The organism is Anabaena sp. FACHB-83 (genome assembly GCF_014697485.1).
In the GTDB taxonomy this organism is placed as follows: Bacteria; Cyanobacteriota; Cyanobacteriia; order Cyanobacteriales; family Nostocaceae; genus Nostoc_B.
The window spans coordinates 170,318-194,418 of record NZ_JACJRY010000012.1; the positions used below are offsets into that span (position 1 = coordinate 170,318).

Below are 24,101 nucleotides of genomic sequence, written 5' to 3' on the forward strand. Positions count from 1 at the left end.
AGCCTGACGGGTTATTTGTGACATCAAGCTAAAATGAGCAAAAACTTCAGATTGCCAGCATAGTATCTCAACAACTGCTAAAATCCAAATAATTTTCTGTGAAATCCATACGCAACTCCTATGAGTGAAACTGTCCTAGAGGTTCGCAATCTCCAAGTTGAATTTTCCAGTGATGACAACAGTCTCAAAGCTGTAGATGGAATTTCTTTTGAACTGCATCGGGGGGAAACTCTAGGAATTGTAGGAGAATCGGGAAGTGGCAAATCTGTAACTTCACTGGCGGTGATGGGGTTGTTACAAACTCCCGGTAGAGTGAGTGGTGGAGAAATTTGGTTTCGTCAGCAGCCAGAAGCCAAGCCGATTAATTTAGTCGAGTTACCGCCGGAACAAATGCAGCTACACCGTGGCGGTGACTTGGCGATGATTTTCCAAGAACCGATGAGTTCGCTGAACCCGGTTTATACGATTGGGTTTCAGCTAACGGAAGCGATTATGCGCCATCAAAATGTTTCGATAACTGAAGCTAGGCAAATTGCGATCGCCGGTTTACAAGAAGTCAAACTTCTGCCTAGTGATGAACTCATCAAACAACAATATCTCGAAACTTGGCCGCAAACTAACCCCCATTCACCAACACCAGATGATTACAAACTGGCGCAGTTGGTAAAACAGCACAAAGAAGCCATCTTAGACCGTTACCCACACCAACTTTCCGGCGGACAGTTGCAACGGGTGATGATTGCAATGGCAATTTCTTGTAACCCATTGTTGTTAATTGCAGATGAACCAACCACAGCTTTAGATGTGACAGTGCAAGCCACAATTATTGATTTGTTGGGAGAATTGCAACAAACCCGCGAGATGGCGTTGATTTTCATCACCCACGACTTGGGATTAATCTCGGAAATTGCCGATAAAGTGGCAGTGATGTACAAAGGTAAAATTGTAGAATATGGTGCAGCCGCAGATATTTTTAGTAATCCCCAACATCCATATACTAAAGGATTAGTTGCATGTCGCCCCACACTTAACCGTCGTCCTCACAAACTACTGACGGTTGCAGATTATATGAGTGTGGAGGAAACAGCCAACGGAAATTTATTAATTCAGGCGAAGGAACCAGCACAGCCACCAGAAGTCACGCCCGAAGAAATTAATACTCGCTTGATAAATCTAGAAGAAAAATCGCCTTTATTGCAAATCCGCAATTTGAAAGTTGGTTTCCCGGTGCGGGGGGTTTTCGGTGGGACAAAACGCTACAACATGGCGGTTAATGATGTTTCTTTTGATGTCAAACCAGGGGAAACTTTAGGGTTGGTGGGTGAGTCTGGTTGTGGGAAAACGACGCTCGGTCGGACTTTGTTGCGATTAATTGAACCGATAAGTGGTGAAATTATTTTTGATGGGCAGAATATCACCAAGTTGAAGGGTGAAGCATTGCAGAGACTCCGGCGGGAAATGCAAATTGTCTTTCAAAATCCCTTTAGCGCCCTTGACCCCCGCATCAAAGTTGGCGACGCAATTATGGAACCGTTGCTAATTCACTCTGTGGGTAAAACAGTGAAACAACGACGCGACAGAGTGGCGGAATTATTAGAAAGGGTGGGTTTGAGTCCAGATGCGATGAATCGCTATCCCCATCAGTTTTCCGGCGGTCAGCGTCAACGGATTTGTATTGCCCGTTCTTTGGCTTTAAATCCCAGATTTATTATTTGTGATGAATCAGTTTCGGCGCTAGATGTGTCGGTACAAGCGCAAGTATTGAATTTGTTGAAAGAATTACAAGATGAATTTCAACTTACTTATATCTTTATTTCCCATGATTTGAGTGTAGTGAAATTTATGAGCGATCGCATTTTAGTCATGAATCGCGGTCAAATCGTCGAACAAGGCACAGCCGAAAGCATCTACCGCGAACCAAAACAAGCATATACACAAAAATTAATTGCCTCCATTCCTACAGGTAGCCCAGAACGCATACGCAGTCGGCAAGTGGGAACTATGTGATTTCATTTACAGCTATGATTCTAGGTGTAGGTTGGGTGGAGGAACGGAACCCAACATTCTTAAGACTATGTAATGTTGTCAATTACTAGGCAAACTGTAAGGTTCACGTAGTGGTGGTTCGCCTCCATTCATCAAAGTGATTGAATCTTCGGCTTCGTCACCCACAGACCACCACCCAGGTACGATTGTTTTATCAGTCTGCGCCAATAGTTGTAGCTTGGGTAATGTCTCCTGTATTTTGATAGCACCCGCAGCAAAACATGACCAAAATCTCACTTCAGCTTCAGCATCGTCCAACCCTTGAATAATCACATTTACTGCTGGCTGATATAGATTTGCTGGTAAGTCCTGAGAGAGTTTATTACCAATTCCTTCTAATGCTTGCGCCCTAATAAAAGCAGCCTCAGATGTGTTAGTGGCTATTTCTGTCAATGCACTAATCACTTCTTGATTGACTTCGCAATTTGATAGAAAAGCCAGCGCATACACCACACTATTTCGTTGTATAGGATCAGAACTATTGGATAAAATCGACAATAAAGATTTGAGGTGTTTTTCAGTCGCAATTAAACTCAAGGATGTTGCCGCCTGCATCCATAATTCAGAACGTTGACTAGACAAAATACTGATTAAAATATCAGCATCTTGATCATTACCTACTCTGCCTAGTAACCAACAAGCTGTTTGAGCTTGTTCAATGTCAAGGCTATCAATCCAATCAGCACTGCGGGAAGCAAAACCGAGGCTTTCCAGTATTTCAATTTCACCCGCCGCTTCTGGAAATTGATGCTTGACTTCTTGAAGATTCATATAGGATTTAGATGTGATTTTAAAAATATAACCGAAATATTTTTATGATAAATTTTATCTCCCAGCCCTCAATATTTGTTCGGCTGTTAGTTTTAAGTCTGGAAATGTTAGAGAAACAATGGTTTGATTCCCTCGAAACTGCTGAATTTCATATTCTTCATTTACTAGGGTACAAATAGATAAGGTTGGTTGTTTGGGTTTGCCAATGTGTCGAGTACCACCTAAACCTGCGTAGTCTGCAATCCAATATTCGGGGATGCCTAAAACTGCGTAATCTTCTAGCTTACGGGCATAATCATTTTGCCAGTTACTACTAACAACTTCTGCGACAAATTTTAGCGAACTACCCAGGGTTAAAATTGATTGATCAGCCCAAAGTGGTTCTTGAGTAAGTTGATTGCGATCGATAACTGCAACATCAGGACGAAATGCTGTCATACCTGTGTTGTGAGGGCGTAATAATCCTCGTTGCAAGACAAACCAAGGTAAGTTTTTTGCATCGATTTGGACACATATTTTGGTGGTAATGAAGGCTGCAACTTCTTCATGTAAGCCTGTTGGTTCCAAGTCGAATACTTCTCCATCAATCAGTTCATAGCGGTTGTTATCGCTATAATGGGCGAGAAATTCGTCAAAGCTGAGTGGTTGCTGTTGGGTGAGTTGGTTGATTGCGATGGTCATACCAGTTACAAGATATTTCTTGAGGGAGAATCATCAAGAGGCATAAGAATTTCAGTGTTGCTAATTAATATAGGAATCCGGTTTGATTTCTGAATTTATTTGTGTAGGTAGGGAATAGGGAATGGGGAGTCGGCAGTAGGAAAGAAGACTGATCTGAGTGTACTGATTTTTTCAGAAATCAAATATCAGTCCTATATGATAATTTTTGTCTCACGCAGAGGCGCAAAGAGCAGGAGTGTTAAATGTGAAATCATAAAACTTCATCCCGCATTTATGCAAAGCCAAAATTTCTTGTTCCTACTCCCCACTCTCCACTCCCTATTTTCACTGCAAGTTTTTTAATAAGATTCATATCTATTAAATACTTGTAGTTCGCCGTTTTTATTGAATGCAACTACAGAAAATGGCTGTTTAGTATCTCCCATTTCCATTCCTGGTGTGCCTACAGGCATGGCTGGAACGGCTAAACCGGCAAGTTGGGGTTTTTGCTTGAGAAAACGCTTGATGTCATCAGCCGGAACATGACCTTCCATCACATAGCCGTCAATAATGGCGGTGTGACATGAGGCAAATTCTGGGGGTAAGTTGTATTTTTGTTTAATTGCTTCTATTTCGTCGGTTTTGATGTCTTGCTTGATTTTAAAACCATGTTTTTGGATATGCTCTAACCAATCTCCACAGCAGCTACAGCTAGGGCTACGATAAACTATGATTTCTTGCTTACCGGCATAAGATTCTGTTTCGTTGTCCCAAATACTAGCTGCGATCGCAGATGCCGAATTACTCGTTATGCTAACTACAGCAATAATGATTATGCTTAGGCAGATATGTAGGATTTTACTCATAATTTCTGATACCTCTTTTTAATAAGTTCCAACAACGGCAGCTTTTTGCTTAGTGGTACTTTGTCTATCATACAGTTAGCATCAACTGGCTCTAAGCCTCAAGTTATACCAAGTTACAGTCCAATTTGTAGAGATGTGGTCTAAAAGTGGGAATACTGGTTGTACAAATTACTTAATATTCAAAAGAGAAAATACCTTGACGACCATTTGTATTACGCTGTAACATGAAGATATTTCGTATCTACCTGCTTGCCATAAAAAAAACTGACTATACTTGTAGTATGTAGTTATCGTCCCTGTTCATTCAGCAAAATTTTAAGTCTTGTATCAATTTAATGAGAAAGGTTAAGTTAAGTAATTTTTCTTGGACTGGATATACACATAGCATTCTTGAATGAGTTGTAAATAATAAATTGATTTCCAACTTCCTACTCCCTACTGACTAGTATCTACCTTTAAAAGTAGTTGAGAAATCAAATAAGACTGCTATAGTTGAGCAAACATTTTTACAAAAAGTAAAAATATGGAATTTGATTATTTTAGTGGTAACGAAAGCACATCCAATAACAATAAACAGCAAAACTTACTCACTAGTGGTTGGCGACCATTACAAAGAGATTTAGATTGGGAATTTTTATGGCAACTGGCGCAGAATGACACTAAGGAATTTGCCCAAAAAACTTTTAATTTAGCCAGCACATTCAGTGAAGTTTTGGGGAGAAATAATTTTACTTGGTGGGCAAACTTATTTGCTGTCGCCTCAGAAAATACTCGTTATGAAGTAGAAAAGTTTTGGAATTATGTTACACCAGATCCCCAGTCACCAGACCATCGTTACAAAGATGTTTTGAGTACAGAAACACCGATATTACAATTTGTGAGTCGTAACAGTATACCTATTGATTATGTTTTGAATCGCTTACAGGAAATTACTGTTATCAGAGTCTTACAAATATTAGGTAGACCCACGATAATTACTCAGTATTACTCTGAGCGAGATTTTTATTTTCCTGTGGAGAAGTTTGTCAGTTGGGAACGTTTAGATGTTGTCAATACTGTCAATGCTTATTGGGAAATGTATGATCTTTGGTTGCAAATTGAACCTTACGATCGCGGCAGACGGCAGTATACTTTAATGGCTAAAGATTTAGCACCACTAGTTAACAAAGCCACTTACGATTTAGCGGTGATGTTAAGTGGCTATCAAAGTCGTGTGGGTAAGGTTCACAGCCAATTCCCCATTCGGACATTTCCCGCCGATATTCAAAGCTTTACCGATAGCTTACAGCAAGCGGTTCTGAATCAAAATCAGTTAGCGGTGGTGGTACATGGGGAACCGGGTACAGGTAAAACTGCTTGGACTCAAGCCGTAGCTAAAGAAATTCTCATGCCTTTGGGGTTTGTGATATTTATTTTGGATCATGATGCGATCGCTAATTTTGTCCCGCCTACTTACTTAGAACGGATTTGTATTATCATTAACGAGGCTGATAATTTAGCGCAAAATCGTGCTTCGGAAATTGCCCAATCTAATAACAAAACCGAACATATTTTGAGTTTGTTGGATGGTACTTTATACCAAAGCGTCATTGATGAATCTGGGCTGCAAATGAAGCAGAGGTTAGTAGTATTGATGACTTGCAACACCACAGAAAGATTAGACCCGGCTATGTTACGCAAAGGACGGGTGGATTTGATTGCGGAATTTACACAGAAATTTGTATAAGTTGAGTGGTGGGATTTAGGGACAAGGGGTAGTAAAGGTTCAGTTAGTTAATTTTAAACCTTAAAATATGCCCCTAAATCTCCCCTGAAAAAGACTATTAATTACAAACATATAGGACTCATATAGGACTAATATTTGATTTTTGAACAGATACGTAGTGGCGTGGCAAGGCTAAAGTAGTGCATTAGATTTGGATAAAAACGCAGATAAACGCTGATGAACACAGATAAAATCTATTTTTTAATGCAACATTTAAGGCTTGCCACGCCAGTAGGGTGTGTTAGCGATAGCGTAACGCACCTGCTACCAAGGCTTTTGGTGCGTTACTACATCTACTTAGATTTTTTCAGAAATCAAATCGGATTCCTATATTTGATTTGGGAAAAAAATCAGTAAACTCAGATCAGGCTTCTTTCCTACTCCCGACTCCCCATTCCCTATTCCCTACCTACACAAATAAATTCAGAAATCAAACCAGATTCCTATATTTCTTGATGATATTAGTTCTTTACTGACTTCTATTGATAGGTATTTAATACTTGTTGGATAAACTTCTGCCATACTTCATTCGGAACCCAAATTTTATGTAAATCTTGTTCGGCGACTGCATCACTTACACCTTGATGTATGCGGCGAAAAAGATAGATAAAAGCTGAGACTCTCATATTAGCAGCGCAGTGAACAAAGATTTTCTTATCTGAATTTGTTTCCATAACACCAAAAAACTTTGTCGCATCTTCTAGCGTCGGATTTTCCCACACTACGGGAATGTGTATATACTGCATTTCTTGAGATGCAACAATTTCTTGTTCATTGGCTAAAGCATTGCTTGATGTTGGTAAGGCTAAATTAACTATTAGTTGATAGCCTGCTGCTTTGATGGCTGCAAATTGTTCGGCGGTTGGTTGTCCTGAAGTGGCAATTGTATCTGATATTTGGAGGAAATTATATATTTCTGCGAGATGATTTTTAACCGACATAAATCTTTATTGATTAAATAACCCATAAGATAATTTAGTTTCCCATTTATTGCCAGTTCTTTCCATATATAGCAAATTGCCATATTGTGGTGTTATGGGACAAAAAGCAGTCAGTTGAATTAACGCTTGAGAAAAATCATCCGAAAGACCTGGACGAGTTAATGTATAGAACATAGACCATCTATGATCATCTTGATTGAAAAGGTTGTGATACTCGGCGCGAGACAGTAAATTAACTTTGGGATTGTTAATCCATAAACTTAATAAGGAAGGTTGAGTGTTAACCGATATCCAATTATCAAAAGTATCTTTTTGGAGTTCAGGAAAACCTAAAATTCTCATACCATACATTTCTGTTTCCTTAATCCGCAGATTTTCCCAAGTAATATCCTTAAGACTAGTTTTAGTAATCACCGAACCGGACTCTTCTAAAAGATATTCTCCTGCTATACTGTAATTTTCAATTAATGTCGCAAAAATCTCTGTTTCATGTTGCGATCGCATATTTTTTAATATTCTTTGATGGTTAAACAAGGTATGAAAATATTTCCCTATTTAGAGGTATTGTCAACCTTGTTTAATTTGTAACCGATTTTAAAATAAAGTTAATCGGTAATTACCACGTTGGTTAGGATTGCTAGAGGTGACAACTATATAATAAGTACCATCTTCAGGTAATCTTGCGCGGTCAATGAGGGTGCTATATTTACCATTGCGATCGCTATTAGCAGCAATTCTTTGTCCTTGAGCATCCAGTAAAACTATATAAGGTAAAAATTCTTCATTTAAACTATCAACTCGAATACTCACCAATTGATTTTTTTTACCTTGAAATTCTTTCACATTGTAGGGAGTTCCGTTTTGTTTTAGAACTAAGTTTTGCTGGCTGAGTTCTCCGGTTTCGTCTAAAATGTAGCTGGCTCGATCATCTCGAATCGCCAAACTATAACGGCCTGTATCTCCAGGGTTTTGGCTAGTCACAGCAATTGTATATACACCCGCCACAGGTAAGCGTGCAAAAATAAAAGCATCTCTTTCTGTCTCACCACCGCCTCGTTTGAGGATAACGTTATTATTGGGGTCGAGGAGAAACATATAAGGACGTAAACTTAAGTTATTAGAACGTCTTTTATCTGCACTACCTAACAGGCGAATTTGAATTAATTGGTTTTCTCTACCTTCAAACTGATAGAAATGATATGCTCTGCCTTGTGCTTGAAAATCTCTTTTATCTAGAATCCCAAAGGCAATATCGACAAAGTTGATGTCTCGATAATTAGGTGTACGAGAATTAGCCGCAGCTACAGTTCTAGAGTTTCTTCCTCTGGTGGAGTTAGTGTTTAGTGTTGGGGATACAGACTGAGTTTGTGATGGTTGCGGTGTAGGGTTACTTGCTGCTGGAGATGTTTCGGGAGTGGAATTAGTCGCGGTTGGTTGAAGGTTTGGGTTAGTTTCTGGCGCTGGGACACGCACTGGTAAAGGTGAATTGATAGATTCTGTGCGTTGTGGTGTGACAGGCGGTTCTGCTACTGGAATTTGCTCAATTCCTTGTTGTACTGCTTCTGGCTGGCGTTCGTCTGGTGTTTTCGCCAGTTGGAATTGTCGAGAAATGGGGTGTATTTCTAAGGCATTGATTGGTAGGATATGACTAGCGATCGCAACACTACTCACAGCAATCAATAACTTTAAATTCATTCTGCTGCGGGATTTTTGGTTTTGTTTGACTGCCATATTTCACTCCTGTTTTTAATTTGTCTAAAATTCTCACAGTCTGGAGATAAATAAGTTTTTTAATTCAAAATAACTAAACTTTTATTTGTTGTATAGGATTCATATTTGATTTCTGAAAAAAAATCAGTACACCCAGAGCAGGCTTCTTTCCTACTCCCTACTCCCCATTCTCTACTCCCTACATACACAACTAGATTCAGGAATCAAACCGTATTCCTATATTCATTACTCAGCACTGTTTTCGTAATTGATACACAACTAGTCAGCAACAGTAGTTATCATACTACTAATCAACAAGCAAATTCGAGGATTTCAAATTTTAAATCAGTGAGATACTTGTATATTAATTATTTGATGATCAGGAAAATACCGGAAACTTTATAGCAAAATTATACGTCATCAACTAACATAAGATAAAACAGAAAATGGATTCCCAGTATGGTCTGCTGCTTGAATCCCGATTGTTCTCATCCTCTAAATCCCGATGAAAATCAATATTGTCAAAGTTGCAATACTCCATTAGTTAGATTATTGCGAGGGCATTATCATGTCATTCAAGTATTATCAGATGAAGGTGGATTTGGCAGAACCTATCTTGCGGAAGATGTGGATAAACTGAATGAATGGTGTGTAGTTAAACAATTAGCACCGAAAGTTCAGGAAGCTACCGCACTTAAAAAAGCAATTGCATTATTTCAAGAAGAAGCACAAAGATTACAGCATTTGGGAGAACACCCGCAAATACCTGCTTTATTAGCTTATTTTGAACAAGATAATTATTTATTTTTAGTCCAACAGTTTATTGATGGACAGAATTTAATGCAGGAATTATCTCAAGGGGTGACTTATACCGAAATTCAAGTGCGGCAAGTTTTGTGTGATTTACTACCTGTATTGAAATTTATTCACGATCGCGGTGTAATTCATCGAGATATTAAACCACAAAATATTATTCGTCGTCGCAGTGATGACAAATTAGTATTAATTGATTTTGGTGCATCCAAGCAATTAACCGCCACAGTACATACTAAATTAGGCACAATCATTGGTTCACATGGTTATACTCCCATAGAACAAATGCAATATGGTCAAGCTTATCCAGCCAGTGATTTGTATAGTTTAGGGGTAACTTGCTTTTATTTACTGACAGGAAATGTACCCTCAAAATTATGGATGGAACAAGGCTATAGCTGGGTGAAATCTTGGCGGCAATATCTACCAAACGCAAATACAACTAAGATAACTATAGATGCCAAGTTAGGGAAAGTTCTGGATAAACTGCTGACTACAGATATGGGACAACGCTATCAAACAGCAGATCAAGTTTTGCAAGACTTGAAAACCCAATCTTCAACATCAACTAACTTATTTGCAACTGCGCCAACTTTACTCCCTGTTCCCAGAAGCAAGCAGTTATTGACGTTCAAACTCAATGACAACTTGCAAAAATTACTGCTTGTTAATATTTTCGTGATTCTGTTGGGATTAGGCGGAATTTGGTACTTTCAATCTTTCCCTCAGTTGAATACTACAGCCGTTTCTGAAAATCTAGACCAACCCAAAACTTTTCGAGGACACGCGAGTGATGTGAATGCGGTAGCTTTTGCGCCTAATAGGAGAATTTTCGCAAGTGGTAGTGATGATCAAACAATCAAACTGTGGAATTTAGCAACAGGAACGGAAATCAATACCCTCAAAGGACATTTGAAATGGATTTGGGCGATCGCTTTTCATCCTGATGGTAAAATTCTCGCTAGTGGTAGTGCAGATAAAACTATTAAACTCTGGAATCTGGCTACAGCCGAAGAAATTCGCACCCTCACAGGACATACTGACGGCGTAACGGCTGTTGCTTTTAGTCCCAATGGTAAAACCTTAGCCAGTGGTAGCTTAGATCAGACTATCAAATTATGGGATGTTACAACAGGTAAGTTAATTCGCACTCTTTCAGGACACAACCAAGCTGTTGCAAGCATCGCCTTTAGTCCCAATGGCAAAACTTTAGCTAGTGGTAGTTGGGATAAAACTATTAAACTTTGGAATGTGGCAACAGGTAAACAAATTCGCACTCTGGAAGGACATACACAATTAATTCTGTCTTTAGCCTTCAGCCCTGATGGTAAAACTTTGGCTAGTGGTAGTAAAGATAAAACAGTTAAAATTTGGAATATTGCCACAGGCGAGACAATTCGCACCCTCAAACAACATGCTGATAAAGTCAATTCTGTGGCTTATGGCAAGACTGGCAACGCTACTATACTTGCCAGTGGTAGTAGTGATAATACAATTAAATTGTGGAATCCGGCGAATGGTGCAGAAATTCGCACTTTAAAACGGGATTCTGGTTATATATATTCTGTGGCGATTAGTGCAGATGGTAAAGCGATCGCTAGTGGTGGTAGTGCAGACAATATTATCAAAATTTGGCCGATATCACCCTAGAGACGCGAGATTTCGCGTCTAGAACACAGCAAACATCAAATATAAATTTATTTTTTGGCGATCGCACAGATTTTATCGATAGTTTGAGGATAGCGATCGCATATCAAATAATTCTCAATATTTACCTATTTTTGACTTAACCAAGCTTCTAACTCGCCAACTGTAGAAAAATCTAACAATGCTTCTCCTAGAGATTCTAACTGTTCAATAGATAATCTCTCAACTTGCTCGATGAGAGATGAATCTATTGCTCCCAATCTTCGATTTAACTGGCGCAGAATTAGTTGTTGTTCTCCTTGTTGTAAACCTTCTTGTCGAGCTTGTTCTCTGTCTTGTTGATACAGTGGTGCTAATCTCATCACTAACTCCCGATCGTCTACTTCTGTATTTTGATTGATTCGCAAGTTTTGTTGCAAGTTATAAAGCAATTTTAGATTTAATTATTAATTGCACCGCGTACTAAAATGACAGTACTCTCTACACTGGAGGCGATCGCTTCTGGAATATTACCTTGAATTGCTTGTTGTAGTAAGCCTTCGCGGGTAGCACCCAAAACTACAACATCAAACCCTTCTTGTTCTACTAAATGAATTACACCTTCAGCCACGGAATCAGCATATACTGGCGTAGCAAAAAATTCAGTACTAGATAAGTGACGATGACGCATCAGTTGATGAATGGCTTTGTCTAAAATTTGCATATCTGGTTGTGATTCCGATGGCTTGAATACTTGTGTTAAGTGAATTTCTGGGTCATTTCCTAATGTTACCAATGCCGGGATTAATTTCAGCGCAAATTTAGAATTAGGGCCTCCAGCCATTGGAATTAACCAACGGTTGAATTGGAGAGTGGGAGAAATTGTTGACAATTTACTATTGACAGTTGACTGTTGATAATTACCCAGTTTTACTAGTACTACATCACAGGTGGCTTGACGAATGATGGTATCAACAATGTCACCAAAAATGCGCCCTGGGGTGGAAGTGTTGCCTTTCCAACCCATTAAAATCATGTCTATGTGGCGTTCTTGGATAGTTTCTAAGATGGCTTGAGAAGCATCATGGGCGACACGAATTTGTGTATGTAAGGGAATGTGCCATTTTTTCGCTAAAACTTCAGCTTGTCGCAGTAAACGCCGACTTTTGGCAGTTCTGACTGGTGTTTCGGCTGGGGAACTGTGGCGCGATACTAACATTATTTGGACGCACTCTATTTCATAGTGGCGCTCACGAGCAATAGCGGTGGCCATTTTTAACAGAATTGGTACAGTATCAGGATTAGCAATGGGGACTAATAATCTACCTCTGCCAATACTCGGCGATCGCGTCTGGTAAACTACATAAGATGGATCTGCCTGTGGTGCTGGGGTAATGTTTTTACCGTTGAGATGGTCAGCTTCAGCACGAATAATATCAGCGCGGGTAATAATTCCAATTAATCTTCGCTTATCTACTACAGGTAAACGACTAATTTGATAGCGGTCAAGTAAATACAATACATTACTCAAGTTATGTATAGGTGTGACCGTTATCGGCGCATTGGTCATAATTTCTTTTAATAAGGTATTGTTTGGCAAGTTGCGATTAGCCAAGTTTGTTAAATCTGATTGGGTAACAATACCAACTAATTTACTATTTTGGACTACCGGAAAACCCCGGTGATGGGAACTAGAAAAGGCTTGTTTTGTTTCTTCTAAAGTTATGTCTGCATCCAGAGTTTCTACTTGTTTTTGCATGACATCTTTAGCTGTTAATGTGGTTAAAATAGCTTCTGTGGGTGCGACTTTACTCAGGTTAATACCTTTTAATAGCAACAGTCGATCATAAAGTGAACCGGGCATGACTTTATCTGCTACTAAGTATGCGACTACAGCCACAATCATTAAAGGTAAAACCAAATTAAAATCTGTAGTCATTTCAAAAACAATCACAATTGCGGTGATAGGAACCTTAGAAACGGCGCTAAAAAATCCCCCCATTCCCGCCAAAGCATAAGTAGGTAGCGAACCTACTCCTAATAAATGGCCTTCCCAAACACCAACAACATGCCCTAAACAAGAACCTAAAATTAAACTAGGTGCAAATAATCCTCCCGGCGCACCAGAACCAAAGGCAATTAAAGTGAGGACAAACTGAGCAATAAACGCGATCGCAGCAACAGAACCACTAGAACTGCTAGTAATTATATATTCCCGTAAGCCAGTATTATTCCGAAAATATTCGGGCAACATAGCGACGATAATTCCCGAAACAAATCCCGCTAAGGCAACTTTAAGCGGCAAACTAATATGTAATCTTTGATAAGATTTGATACTAAAAATTAAACCGTAATTAAATAATGCCCCTAATAAGCCAGCAACAATACCCAAGATTAAAAAAAACGGAATTTCTGGCAGAGAAAACTGACTTGATGATTGGATCATTTGCAGATTTAATTGCAAACTGCGACCACCCAATAATCGTGAGACAACACCGCCGATAAATGAAGCGATAATGGCGGTTCCTAAAGTTATGCCAGATAAATCTTGCAGTAATTCTTCAATAATAAATATGACACCTGCTAAGGGGGCGTTAAAAGCAGCTGCTAAACCTGCACCTGCACCCGCAGCAATCATCTGTCGCCGATGATCTGGGGACGTGGGAACAAAGCGACTCATCCCCGCCGCTAAACTTGCACCAACTTGCACAGTCGGGCCTTGTCTACCTAATGTTAACCCCGAACCAATCACAATCATGGCACTGAGTAACTTTACAGCCGCTACCCGCCAAGATAATTTGATGGGTACATTGGCTAAGTTAGCCTTGACTTGCGGAATACCACTACCAGAGGCTTCTGGTGCTAACCTCTGTACTAACCAGCCAGCCATGTAGCCAAACACTAAACCGACTATTGGTAAAGCTATCCATGCAGGGAAAACATGGGAAGTATGCACCCGCCATGCACCCAATACTCCTGCTCCGAATTTTAAGAATACCGCAGATAAAGCTGCTACAATCCCAATAACAGAAGCTTCAGCGATCGCTAAACCTTTTCTTGGCTGCCACCAACTACGCAAGCGTTGATTCAGAGCAGGAAGCAACATCATATAAATTTAATAATTGATTTCTGATTCCTGTTAATAGTTATACCTTGAAAAGAGGAACAGGAGACTAAAGGTATGGTTATTTTTATAGTAAGTGTTTAATTTATTTCACAACTCCATCGATATTGACATCATAGAAAAATGCGTCTACTTAACTTAAAATTAGCAGTTTGTAGATAAAATACATATCATTAAAGGGTCATGAATTAGCAACTATCAGGAACAATATTTTTGAACAAAGTTCATGCAATATTTATGCAAATTAGCGATTAAATCGCTTGTCAAACTCTGCAAAAGTTTGTTGCTGTTTACTGTTGTCAAGCACAGAAAAAATTACTCTTTGAAATCTGCCCCAAAATTGTCCTCCTGGTAATAAGATATCTGCAAAAATTTGAGCAACTATCGCTGGGTCATTTTTAAAGACTCCACATCCCCAAGCACCTAAAATTAACGTATCACAACCGTGTTCGGCTGCTAAACTCAAGACTTTTAATGCACGACTCATCAGAACTTCTGGTATTTGTAAACTCAGGTGCTGCTGATTTTTTTGAATCATGCCAGCATTTGGCGCTGGACTGGTGATAAAGTTGACAAAATATGGCTGTTCTAATAGCTCTCCATCATCGTTTTTGAAAACTGGACAACTCGGAGAATAAATCATCCAATTTGAGTATAAAAGTGACCGTTCAGAACGATGAAAATCATAATATTCACGGCATTTCAACAGGCTTTTGTAAAGCGCAGAACTTCTGGCTAAACTTTCTTCTTGGGCTTGTGCGCCTTTGAGAAATCCACCACCTGGATTTTTTGCTGAAGCAAAATTTAAAACGCCAATTTGTGGCAATTTTCCACTTTTGGCTATGCGTTCAGATCCCATTAGCGTTGTCTCATTTCTCACTTCAAATTCAGTGTCTGAAAAAGGAGGAAGGCTTTTGAACACTTCAGATTCAATTTTGCATAGATTTTCAGGGCTGTAGCATTTTGTCGAATCTAAACAAGACTGTAATTCTTGATGAATGTGAACTTGATGGCCATTAGGACTAATGTAGCTACCAATTTCCAGAATTTCTAAGGTGCTTTTGGCAATGGTAATTCGTCTCATTGGTGTTATTTTTTCCACTTCTAGCGGATATGATTTTTAGAAAGGCTGTTGCTTTGTATTACATCAATAATACAATAAGGTCAGCCCATACTACAAAATTTTTTCCATTTGAGAGGGGAAATTTACTAGTACAACAAGGCAAAAGGAAAAAGAAATAATAACGATACCACAAGCCTTTTAGCAGTTTCTTATGGTCACTGAGTTTCGGCTTCGCTCAAATACCGTGTGGTCGAAGTGTGGTCTGTTTATTTACGCCGACCTGTACTAGTATCACAGATGATTTGGTGGTTAAGCCCTGATTCATCACCGCCACAAACGCAACATCTGATTGCTACCTTTGAGAAATTCCCAAGGTACATTGACAACTTCTGCGGAAATTCCCGCTTGATTTAAATCGTTAAGTAAATTATTTAACAAAGGATATGTTTGAGCATCTTTACCCTGCAACGGATAAATTCTGACTTCTTGAGAACAAACTCGATAAAGTTCTAAAATTGTTTGCCAGTGAAAAGCATAATCCAAGCAGTCACTGTAGAGAAACAACAAATTAGCACTTAATACCAAATCAAAGCTGCGATCGCTAAAAGGCAATTTTGGTAATACAGTGTGAATGTATCGTCCTGCTTGGCAACCATTGGGATAATCTGCCAAAAATTTTTCTAATGCTATCTGGCGATATTCAGTTAATTTGGCAATATTTTGATAAAAATCCCAATTATAGTTATGGGTGACATCAGTCAATCTTTCCATAACATGAGCTAAATCGGCTTGTCCTTTGGCTTGCAAAGTTGTTGCATCGAAATTGAACACAATGTCACAAGCAACAGCATCAATACCCATTTGGTGCAGTTCCGCTACAAAGGAAGCTGCACCAGCCGGACAATCTAAAATTTTTGCTGTTTGCCACTGCGATAAATCTAGGTCAAAAAATTTCACATACTCCGATAAAGTACGACCTAGAAATACAATTCTATCCAGTTGGAGAGCATCATTTATGCTAGTGGCAAAGTTCATAATGTTGGCTGTTTATAGCAAAGTGCTGAGTGCTAAGAGTAATCCCAAAAATAAATTATCCAATTGGTTTACTCAAAAAGACTTCTATCTTCCTACTCGTCCTTGTCTACCTTGTCCCCCTTGTCTCTAAATGCTGAATGTTGAGTAGAAACTTAGTCCCCTCAAAGCTGTGAGCAGTACTTAATAATTTCTACTGGTAGTAGATAGTCCTTCGACTATTAAAGATGGGGTATAACAAGAACCATTCCAATCCGCATCATTACCTAATTCTACGACTTGTTTGAGGGCTGTGTAAACATTACCCGCAACCATTGTGTCTTTCACACGGCCAGTAACTTGACCGTTCTGTACACGGTAGCCCAAATCAATATTGATGGAAAAGTCTCCTGAAATTCCCCCACTACCGCCTAACATTTGATCAACAATTAGACCATTATCTAATTTGCGAATTAAATCTCGTAGTGGAGTTGTACCAGGTTGAATCAAGAAATTAAACAACCCAGGGGAAGGATAGCTACCCAAACCGGGACGAAAACCGTTACCAGTGGAACCGCTACCGAGTTGACGGCCTGTGGTGCGATCGCCATAAAAATGCTGTAATATACCATCTTTGACAAACACTAAAGCCTTTGTCGGCGTGCCTTCATCATCAAAAGGGCAACTGTAAGGGCCTGCTTCCGGGTCTTGATAAAGTGTCAAACTAGGTGCAACAACTTGTTTACCCATGCGTTCCGCCCAAGGGGAAGCCGCTTCTAAGACACGTTTCCCGTTTAAAGCAGCTTGGGCAGTTCCCCACAGCATATCAGCCGCTTTGGAAGTAAATAAAACCGGCACACGACCATTAGGTGGTGCAACATTTTCTTGCGCCCAGACTAGCCTCTGTAAAATTTGATAAGCTAACTTTTCTGGGTCTAGGGTATTGCGTTGAGTTTGACCATCGGAAACACTTAAAAAATCATCACCCCGCACCCATTCGGCTGACATATAACAGCTGAGGGTAGTATCGGTGTAGTGACAATCTAGACCTTGACTATTCACAAGTCTAGTAGTTTCCACATCACATTCCCAGTCACTATTACATAGTACATCTGGGTAAGTATTGCGAATAATGGCGATCGCTTCTTTGCCCCAGTTGACTAAAACTTCTATCGGTACACTTTTCCCCACATCTGGGTAAGCGGGCTTTGAGTTAGTCACTAACTCGATTGTTTCCGGTTGATTTAGTTCACTCAAAGCCAAAGCCCGTTCCACCATAGCCTGTGGTGACACATCACCATAAGCTACCGTCAGTCCAGGGCGACCATTGCGCCATAACCGCAGCGTTGTACCTTCAGATTGGCTGGTTTCTAGCTGTTTGAGTCGGTTAGCCTCAAAAAACACCGGACGAGAAAGCGAGTGCGACTGATACACCTCAGCTGCTTCCGCTCCCGATTTGATGGCTAGTTCCAGCAGCTGTTCTGCTAGTGTATCGTGTGAGAAATTTTCAGAACCCATGACCCTTGGTGAATTGTGGATTTCGGATTTTGAACTGCAAGCAAACGCAGATAATTATCCCAAATCATTGGTGCATATCCGCGCAAATCAGCAATTTGCTTTTGACAACGGAGATGGACGCAGATAATTATCCCAAATCATGGGCATCTATCAGCGTGCCATCAATGCAGAGAATTCCCCAAAAAATCATCGGTATGTATCAGTTTGTACTTAGAGGCTAGGGAGTAGGGAGTAGGGAGTAGGGAGTAGGGAGTAGGGAGTAGGGAGTAGGGAGTAGGGAGTAGGGAGTAGGGGAAGAAGGAACAGAAAAAGGTAGGGATTTTTCCCTATATGCCGTTTTATCTTGGATTCCCTACTCCCCACTCACCACTCCCCATTCCCTCATTCACAGCAAATTCATCTCTTGCAACAGCCAAAACCCAGCAAAAGATTCTGCTTGAGGACTTGACTGTATACCAATAAAATGCACTCCATTGGCTTTTTGTTTCGCTTCTGCAAAACCTTGGGTTTCTGCTAAGATTTTGGGATTTTTGATATTTGCCAAAATCCAACTTTCCGTAGCACCAGTTTCTAAAATCAACCTTGTACCAGCACTATCATCAACTCTTAAAAACGCCAACTCTAAACCAGACATCCAGCCAGCTAAAGGTAAAGCCCTGGGTGAGAAAATTAAAACTCCCGGAATACGCGTTTCTGGGGGTAATTGCGCCATTTCTAGGGGGAAAGCTTCACCAAAACCAATATCCCATTCTGGCATTTCTGCTAATTCCGCCGCCGATAAGCTGACAAACACCCATTGCTGTCCTTCTAAAGCATCAGGTAAACGCTGCGGTAAAGGGCTGTCTAAACGCACAGAAGGGTTAGTTCCGCCTTGATAACCCGGTTCTTGTGGGTAAACTTCTGCCATTCGCTGTTGTAGCCATTGGTTCAGCAACAAAGTGCGCCGACTGGGTTGGGCTGGAATACCCAAATCTTGGCAGGCTTTCGTAATCATATTGTTCATTTGGCGGCGGAAAAAGCGGACTTTTATAGGTGCTTCTCCGGCTTTGTCAATGGCTTCCTGCAATGCTGTCCGCAACCAGCCCGAATTGACTTGGGTGCTAGGACAATATTGAGCGTAGCGAAATAACGAATCTGTTTGCGTCCGAATATCCAAGGGACTTTCACAGATGACAACTTCCCAAACTTTTTTTTGATTTTCATCCAAAATTGGACGAGAGTAAAAATCGAGTTCCCAAATACTGCCCATGTTATGCCGTCAAAATCTGGCGAGTTTATATTTTGCTTATATCTTGATCATACGAGGCTTAGGGCAGTAAGGAGTATTGTGGTCTGATCAGTTGAGCTAACAAGATGAAGTTAAAGCGATCGCTCGGAAAAATTGTGATAACTTAACATTTTAGAAAATTATCCGTCAATAAATCTTGACTATAATTCTTCATTTTATCAGTAATATCACGGAAGGCTGAATTATCAAGCTAAAGCTATCTTGTACCGGAAATATACGGTCATTTCCTTGTATTGACTGATTCCTACAAAAATAGTCAAGGTACATCTATGAGTTTCACCACAACTAAGAACACTGCAATTAGTGAACTATTAAGAACGGAAAGTGCAAATAGAGATATTGACTGGCTTAAAGATAGTTTAAATGCAGCAATAGAACTAGAGTTAGCAACTTTACCGCCATATCTTTGCGCGTGGTGGTCAATTAAAGATGATCAAGAAACTGCTGCTAAGTTAATTCGTACTGTGCTGATGGAAGAAATGCTGCACATGGGATTAGTTGCTAATATGCTGACAACTATCGGTGGTACACCAAAAATTAATAGTGTTTTACCAAGCTATCCCGGTAATTTACCAGGAGGAGTCAGACCTCAATTAACGGTATATTTAGCAGGTTTAAGTAAAACTTATTTAGACGAAGTTTGTAAGCAAATCGAATATCCTGAAAGTGGGCCGATTGCTTTTTTTGGTGGTGAAACTTATCCTACAATTGGCGCTTTTTATGATGCCATTCTAGTGGCTTTTCAAGAACTTAAACCAGCAATGTCTGGTGCTAATCAGCTAACTGATGGTTCAGTCGGTGGACATCAGTTATATGCTATAAATACACTAGCTGATGTCGAAAAAGCGATTACAGAAATTAAGGTACAAGGAGAAGGAACTGCCCTATCCCCAGATGCAGAAGGATTTGGTGGTGAACTTGCCCATTATTACAAATTTGATGAGATTTCTCATGGTCGGAAATTAGAGCAAGTTGATGGTGTTTGGCGGTATTCTGGTGCAGTTATACCCTTCCCTGATACATACCCAATGGCACAAGTTCCTGAAGGTGGTTGGCAAAATCCATCCCCAGAAGTCAGCGCATTGTTAAATCAATTTAATAGTGCTTTTAAAGCAGTTTTAGATGAACTCGAACTAGCTTGGACTACTGGCAATCAAGATAAGCTGGGTAGTGCAATTGGATTGATGTTTAGTTTGAAAACACCTGCTATTCAACTTATGCAAATTCCTTTACCTGATGGTAGTGGTAATTATGGCCCAGATTTTCTAATTTATTAACATTGAGACATCAAAATCTGGTAACGCACAATTAAGGCATGATTTTCATTGGATGGGTGATAAAACCCATCCTGATTTTTTGAGACTTAACTCTGTAACCTATCACCTATCACCTGTAGGATTCATATTTGATTTGGGAAAAAAATCAGTACACCCAGAGCAGGCTTCTTTCCTACTCCCTGACTACACAGCTAGATTCAGGAATCAAACCCTATTCCCATATCACCTGATCTAACTAAATTCCTGCACCATCAAGAAAGTCTTCAATCACAGCATTGCTATTGACTTTACTGTTGTAGAGTATTTCGAGTTCGCTATGTACCGCAGTTGGTAATTCTAATGGTGACTGAGTTTCTAATTCTTCTAGCTGTTTTTCGAGATTTTTGACACGTTCAAATAGCGCCCGAATCGCTTCTGCTTCTACATCTCGAATTTTATTATGAGCTAACAGATCAACATTGATGTTATTTTGACGAGTCACTCTTCCGGGGACACCCACAACAGTAGTATTACTCGGCACATCACGTAAAACTACAGAACCGGCTCCGATACGGACGCGATCGCCTATAGTAATATTGCCTAAAACTTTTGCGCCAGCCCCCACCACTACATGACTACCTAATGTCGGGTGGCGTTTACCGCTTTCTTTACCAGTCCCACCCAGGGTAACACCTTGATAAATTAAAGCATAATCACCAATAATCGCTGTTTCACCAATTACTACACCCATACCGTGGTCGATAAATACTCCTTTACCAATCACTGCCCCTGGATGAATTTCTACGCCTGTAAAAAATCGGCTGAGATGGGATACAAACCGGGGAAAGAAAGGAACGTTTTTTTTATACAACCAATGTGCTAAACGATGCAAAATCAAGGCTTGGAATCCAGGATAGCAGAATAAAATTTCCAGCCAGTTACGGGCTGCGGGGTCGCGCTCATAAATTGTTTGCAAGTCAGTTAGTAACATAACTTTGTTGTGGTTGTTTTGAGTGGGAAATCACGAAACCAAAATAATTCCTGTGAAAGATGAACTCATTTGGAGGATTTTGTAGGATAATCTACGGTAAAACGATAGGCTTATAGTTATTAGTTCTTGATAAGTCGGATGCTAACACATTCGACAGCAAGACAAAATTAATTTCGCATAAAATGCGAAAAAGCAGTCGATAAACCGTAGTATTTTGATTGAGTACAAATCTTGAATAGCCAAAATTACGCTCTCCTGGATCTGTCTTCTAAAGTTGAATACGCACTCTTAGCACTTTTAGAACTGGCCAGCCACCACGAAAAAAAAGTACCTCTGACTATGGGCGAAATCACCTCTAAGCAACCTATACCTGAGCGATATTTAGAGCAAATTCTGACCAATTTGCGGCGTGCAGGTGTAGTTCAAAGTCAACGCGGCTCAAAAGGTGGTTTCCTCTTGGTTCGTGAACCTTGGCAAATTACGGTGTTGGAGATTGTCACTTTAGTAGAAGGCGAACGCAAAGAGAAAGAACAATCGGAGGCTCCCACATTAGAAAGGCGCTTAGTTCACGAAATTTGGGAACAAGCCAATGTAGCCTCGATGGAAGTGTTGAATCGCTACACTCTCCAAGACTTGTGTCAAGAAAGAGAAGCTCGTTTACAGCAGAGTCCGATGTATTACATCTAGAAAGTTTGAAATCTGAAGTCTGAAATTATTAACTATCCAGCTTTTAGCAAGATAATATCAACACCTAGGAGTCCTCTGATGCGAATAGCAAAAGATATTACCGAATTAATTGGACGAACACCTTTAGTGAGATTGAATAAGATTCCCCAGGCTGAAGGGGCGGTTGCAGAGATTTTAGTGAAGCTAGAGAGTATGAATCCGGCTTCTTCTGTGAAAGACCGAATTGGCATCAGTATGATAACAGAAGCAGAAGCAGCAGGCTTAATTCACCCTGGTAAGACGACCTTAGTTGAGCCTACCTCTGGAAATACGGGCATTGCTTTAGCAATGGTGGCGGCGGCTAAGGGATACCATCTTATTTTAACGATGCCCGACACGATGAGCCAAGAACGAAGGGCAATGCTGCGGGCTTATGGCGCTCAACTAGAGTTAACGGCTGGCGTGGAAGGAATGCGCGGCGCGATCGCACGGGCTGAAGAAATTGTGGCTCAAACCTCTGATGCTTATATGTTGCAGCAATTCCGCAACCCAGCCAACCCCAAAATTCATGCCGAAACCACAGCCGAAGAAATTTGGGCGGATACCGAGGGGAAAGTAGATATTTTAGTGGCGGGAGTCGGTACTGGTGGGACAATTACTGGCGTTGCAGAAGTGATTAAACAACGCAAGCCCTCTTTTCAGGCGATCGCAGTTGAACCCAGCAACAGTCCCGTACTCATCGGCGGAAAACCAGGGCCACATAAAATTCAAGGTATCGGCCCTGGTTTTATCCCAGCAATTTTCCGTCTAGAACTGGTAGATGAAGTTATTCAAGTCACCGATGATCAAGCGATGGCCTATAGCCGACGTTTAGCCAAAGAAGAAGGGTTACTCTCTGGGATTTCTTCTGGCGCTGCTTTATATGCTGCACTGGAAGTGGCAAAACGACCTGAAAACGCCGGACGCTTGATTGTTATGGTACAACCTAGCTTTGGTGAACGTTACCTCAGCACTCCTCTATTCAAACAACCGGATGATAGTGAATGGTGATATATATTAGGACTTACGCATAAAAACGCAAAATCAAGGGTTTTGGTGAGGGTGTAGAGATACAGGGTGTATGTATTACGCTACACACCCTTACACCCGATCTTGGTGCGTAAGTCCTGATACTATGTCTGGTCAAGGACTGATCATCAAGACGGTTCCCTAACGAATGATCATCACATCAATAGACTTCAGACTTCTATCAATCACCTTGAGGATAATCATTCCACAAAGTTGTAATTTCCCGTAAACTTTGGTGATTTCCATTACCTAAAATTAAATGATCTAGCAACGGAATACCTAATAATTGCGCTCCGGCTAATAATTGGCGTGTTAATTCTATATCTTCTTGGCTAGGTTCAACATTCCCAGAAGGATGGTTGTGGGCAACTATAGCGCGTGTTGCACCTTGACGAATGACTTCCCGAAAAATTTCCCGTGGCGAAGCTAAAGTTTCGGTCGCCGTACCAATGCTAATAACTTGTGTACCTAATAAACGGTTTTTAACATCTAATAACAATACAGCAAAATGTTCTTGCGCTTGCCACATCAAATCTTGACTGAGTGCAGCCGCAGCTGCCATTGGACTATCAATTGGTACACCATCTTGAGGACGTGATTGAAATGCACGTTTGCCTAATTCCACCGCCGCTAAAATAGTTGTGGCTTTTGCTGGGCCAATACCAGGAACTTGCATAAGTTCTGCTGGTGTGACTTCTCTTAAAACTGCTAATGGGTCACGTTGATGTTTGCCTAATTCTTGCAAAAGATATTGTCCTAAACCCACTGCTGAAAGTTTTCCCGGCCCTTGACCAGTACCTAAAAGAATTGCAATTAATTCCGCCGTTCCTAAAATTTTCGGGCCATAAGTCATCAAACGCTCACGCGGACGTTCATTTGTCGGGATATCAGCAATTCTTAGGCAATAGGTCATAGAAG

At 40.4% G+C, this 24,101-nt stretch carries 20 protein-coding genes and 1 pseudogene; 7 read left to right on the forward strand and 14 right to left on the reverse strand.

Annotated elements, in window-relative coordinates:
• The first annotated feature begins 120 nt into the window (after window positions 1-120).
• Complete coding sequence (locus H6G79_RS16635; RefSeq protein ID WP_190593070.1) at window positions 121-2,007, forward strand: ABC transporter ATP-binding protein; 1,887 nt, start codon at window positions 121-123, stop codon at window positions 2,005-2,007.
• Window positions 2,008-2,085: 78 nt separating this feature from the next.
• Here H6G79_RS16635 and H6G79_RS16640 read toward each other — a convergent pair whose 3' ends face one another.
• The 3 genes from H6G79_RS16640 to H6G79_RS16650 form a co-directional block, all read right to left on the reverse strand.
• Window positions 2,086-2,817: a HEAT repeat domain-containing protein gene (locus H6G79_RS16640; protein WP_190593069.1), complete on the reverse strand. Its 732-nt coding sequence runs from the start codon at window positions 2,815-2,817 to the stop codon at window positions 2,086-2,088.
• Between the two features lie 54 nt (window positions 2,818-2,871).
• Window positions 2,872-3,498, reverse strand: coding sequence for a Uma2 family endonuclease (locus H6G79_RS16645; protein ID WP_190593068.1), 627 nt, complete (start codon window positions 3,496-3,498; stop codon window positions 2,872-2,874).
• Window positions 3,499-3,836: 338 nt separating this feature from the next.
• On the reverse strand, window positions 3,837-4,343 hold the full coding sequence (locus H6G79_RS16650) for a DUF411 domain-containing protein (RefSeq protein ID WP_190593067.1): 507 nt from the start codon (window positions 4,341-4,343) through the stop codon (window positions 3,837-3,839).
• 523 nt (window positions 4,344-4,866) lie between these two features.
• Here H6G79_RS16650 and H6G79_RS16655 point away from each other — a divergent pair.
• A complete protein-coding gene (locus tag H6G79_RS16655; protein WP_190593066.1) occupies window positions 4,867-6,069 on the forward strand; it encodes an AAA family ATPase in 1,203 nt (400 codons plus the stop codon).
• Window positions 6,070-6,587: 518 nt separating this feature from the next.
• Here H6G79_RS16655 and H6G79_RS16660 read toward each other — a convergent pair.
• The 3 genes from H6G79_RS16660 to H6G79_RS16670 form a co-directional block, all read right to left on the reverse strand.
• Entirely contained in the window at window positions 6,588-7,049 is a 462-nt protein-coding gene (locus H6G79_RS16660) for a protein tyrosine phosphatase family protein (RefSeq protein ID WP_190593065.1), read from the reverse strand.
• A 6-nt stretch (window positions 7,050-7,055) separates the two neighbouring features.
• A complete protein-coding gene (locus H6G79_RS16665) occupies window positions 7,056-7,553 on the reverse strand; it encodes a hypothetical protein (RefSeq protein ID WP_190593064.1) in 498 nt (165 codons plus the stop codon).
• A gap of 90 nt (window positions 7,554-7,643) precedes the next feature.
• Window positions 7,644-8,780: a pre-peptidase C-terminal domain-containing protein gene (locus tag H6G79_RS16670; RefSeq protein ID WP_190593063.1), complete on the reverse strand. Its 1,137-nt coding sequence runs from the start codon at window positions 8,778-8,780 to the stop codon at window positions 7,644-7,646.
• 438 nt (window positions 8,781-9,218) lie between these two features.
• On the opposite strand from H6G79_RS16670, the gene H6G79_RS16675 reads away from it, so the two are divergent.
• Window positions 9,219-11,222 (forward strand): serine/threonine-protein kinase, encoded by a 2,004-nt coding sequence (locus H6G79_RS16675; RefSeq protein ID WP_190593062.1) that lies wholly within the window; start codon window positions 9,219-9,221, stop codon window positions 11,220-11,222.
• Between the two features lie 125 nt (window positions 11,223-11,347).
• Here the strand turns inward: H6G79_RS16675 and H6G79_RS16680 are convergent.
• The 5 genes and pseudogenes from H6G79_RS16680 to H6G79_RS16700 all read right to left on the reverse strand — a co-directional run.
• Window positions 11,348-11,656, reverse strand: a pseudogene (locus H6G79_RS16680) (DUF4351 domain-containing protein); the annotation flags it as partial.
• 2 nt (window positions 11,657-11,658) lie between these two features.
• Complete coding sequence (locus H6G79_RS16685; protein ID WP_190593106.1) at window positions 11,659-14,304, reverse strand: chloride channel protein; 2,646 nt, start codon at window positions 14,302-14,304, stop codon at window positions 11,659-11,661.
• 262 nt (window positions 14,305-14,566) lie between these two features.
• Complete coding sequence (locus H6G79_RS16690; protein ID WP_190593060.1) at window positions 14,567-15,406, reverse strand: TIGR02452 family protein; 840 nt, start codon at window positions 15,404-15,406, stop codon at window positions 14,567-14,569.
• A 303-nt stretch (window positions 15,407-15,709) separates the two neighbouring features.
• Window positions 15,710-16,420, reverse strand: coding sequence for a class I SAM-dependent methyltransferase (locus H6G79_RS16695; RefSeq protein ID WP_190593059.1), 711 nt, complete (start codon window positions 16,418-16,420; stop codon window positions 15,710-15,712).
• Window positions 16,421-16,600: 180 nt separating this feature from the next.
• A complete protein-coding gene (locus tag H6G79_RS16700; protein ID WP_190593058.1) occupies window positions 16,601-17,914 on the reverse strand; it encodes a TldD/PmbA family protein in 1,314 nt (437 codons plus the stop codon).
• Between H6G79_RS16700 and H6G79_RS37350 the strand changes: the two genes are divergently transcribed.
• Complete coding sequence (locus H6G79_RS37350; protein ID WP_256364362.1) at window positions 17,913-18,041, forward strand: hypothetical protein; 129 nt, start codon at window positions 17,913-17,915, stop codon at window positions 18,039-18,041. The genes H6G79_RS16700 and H6G79_RS37350 overlap by 2 nt on opposite strands.
• 258 nt (window positions 18,042-18,299) lie before the next feature.
• Here H6G79_RS37350 and H6G79_RS16705 read toward each other — a convergent pair whose 3' ends face one another.
• Window positions 18,300-19,163 carry a Tab2/Atab2 family RNA-binding protein gene (locus H6G79_RS16705; RefSeq protein ID WP_190593057.1) on the reverse strand — a complete coding sequence of 288 codons (864 nt, stop codon included), beginning with the start codon at window positions 19,161-19,163 and terminating at the stop codon, window positions 18,300-18,302.
• A 308-nt stretch (window positions 19,164-19,471) separates the two neighbouring features.
• Here H6G79_RS16705 and H6G79_RS16710 point away from each other — a divergent pair, with 308 nt between their 5' ends.
• Window positions 19,472-20,479 (forward strand): ferritin-like protein, encoded by a 1,008-nt coding sequence (locus H6G79_RS16710; protein WP_190593056.1) that lies wholly within the window; start codon window positions 19,472-19,474, stop codon window positions 20,477-20,479.
• A 235-nt stretch (window positions 20,480-20,714) separates the two neighbouring features.
• On the opposite strand, the gene cysE is transcribed toward H6G79_RS16710, so the two are convergent.
• Window positions 20,715-21,449: a serine O-acetyltransferase gene (gene cysE, locus H6G79_RS16715; RefSeq protein WP_190593055.1), complete on the reverse strand. Its 735-nt coding sequence runs from the start codon at window positions 21,447-21,449 to the stop codon at window positions 20,715-20,717.
• Window positions 21,450-21,680: 231 nt separating this feature from the next.
• On the opposite strand from cysE, the gene H6G79_RS16720 reads away from it, so the two are divergent.
• Together H6G79_RS16720 and cysK are read left to right on the forward strand one after the other, a co-directional pair.
• Window positions 21,681-22,136: an Rrf2 family transcriptional regulator gene (locus tag H6G79_RS16720; protein ID WP_190593054.1), complete on the forward strand. Its 456-nt coding sequence runs from the start codon at window positions 21,681-21,683 to the stop codon at window positions 22,134-22,136.
• Window positions 22,137-22,214: 78 nt separating this feature from the next.
• Window positions 22,215-23,165 carry a cysteine synthase A gene (gene cysK / locus H6G79_RS16725; protein ID WP_190593053.1) on the forward strand — a complete coding sequence of 317 codons (951 nt, stop codon included), beginning with the start codon at window positions 22,215-22,217 and terminating at the stop codon, window positions 23,163-23,165.
• Window positions 23,166-23,364: 199 nt separating this feature from the next.
• Here cysK and radC read toward each other — a convergent pair whose 3' ends face one another.
• Complete coding sequence (gene radC, locus H6G79_RS16730) at window positions 23,365-24,096, reverse strand: DNA repair protein RadC (protein WP_062289059.1); 732 nt, start codon at window positions 24,094-24,096, stop codon at window positions 23,365-23,367.
• Window positions 24,097-24,101: the final 5 nt, after the last annotated feature.

Coding starts and splice junctions, on each gene's coding strand:
- cysE (WP_190593055.1), bottom strand. CDS start 21,449: ATGTTACTAACTGACTTGCAAACAATTTATGAGCGCGACCCCGCAGCC.
- H6G79_RS16660 (WP_190593065.1), bottom strand. CDS start 7,049: ATGTCGGTTAAAAATCATCTCGCAGAAATATATAATTTCCTCCAAATA.
- H6G79_RS16670 (WP_190593063.1), bottom strand. CDS start 8,780: ATGGCAGTCAAACAAAACCAAAAATCCCGCAGCAGAATGAATTTAAAG.
- H6G79_RS16645 (WP_190593068.1), bottom strand. CDS start 3,498: ATGACCATCGCAATCAACCAACTCACCCAACAGCAACCACTCAGCTTT.
- H6G79_RS16675 (WP_190593062.1), top strand. CDS start 9,219: ATGGTCTGCTGCTTGAATCCCGATTGTTCTCATCCTCTAAATCCCGAT.
- H6G79_RS16635 (WP_190593070.1), top strand. CDS start 121: ATGAGTGAAACTGTCCTAGAGGTTCGCAATCTCCAAGTTGAATTTTCC.
- H6G79_RS16640 (WP_190593069.1), bottom strand. CDS start 2,817: ATGAATCTTCAAGAAGTCAAGCATCAATTTCCAGAAGCGGCGGGTGAA.
- H6G79_RS16695 (WP_190593059.1), bottom strand. CDS start 16,420: ATGAACTTTGCCACTAGCATAAATGATGCTCTCCAACTGGATAGAATT.
- H6G79_RS37350 (WP_256364362.1), top strand. CDS start 17,913: ATGACCCTTGGTGAATTGTGGATTTCGGATTTTGAACTGCAAGCAAAC.
- H6G79_RS16705 (WP_190593057.1), bottom strand. CDS start 19,163: ATGGGCAGTATTTGGGAACTCGATTTTTACTCTCGTCCAATTTTGGAT.
- radC (WP_062289059.1), bottom strand. CDS start 24,096: ATGACCTATTGCCTAAGAATTGCTGATATCCCGACAAATGAACGTCCG.
- H6G79_RS16655 (WP_190593066.1), top strand. CDS start 4,867: ATGGAATTTGATTATTTTAGTGGTAACGAAAGCACATCCAATAACAAT.
- H6G79_RS16650 (WP_190593067.1), bottom strand. CDS start 4,343: ATGAGTAAAATCCTACATATCTGCCTAAGCATAATCATTATTGCTGTA.
- H6G79_RS16665 (WP_190593064.1), bottom strand. CDS start 7,553: ATGCGATCGCAACATGAAACAGAGATTTTTGCGACATTAATTGAAAAT.
- H6G79_RS16700 (WP_190593058.1), bottom strand. CDS start 17,914: ATGGGTTCTGAAAATTTCTCACACGATACACTAGCAGAACAGCTGCTG.
- H6G79_RS16685 (WP_190593106.1), bottom strand. CDS start 14,304: ATGTTGCTTCCTGCTCTGAATCAACGCTTGCGTAGTTGGTGGCAGCCA.
- H6G79_RS16710 (WP_190593056.1), top strand. CDS start 19,472: ATGAGTTTCACCACAACTAAGAACACTGCAATTAGTGAACTATTAAGA.
- cysK (WP_190593053.1), top strand. CDS start 22,215: ATGCGAATAGCAAAAGATATTACCGAATTAATTGGACGAACACCTTTA.
- H6G79_RS16690 (WP_190593060.1), bottom strand. CDS start 15,406: ATGAGACGAATTACCATTGCCAAAAGCACCTTAGAAATTCTGGAAATT.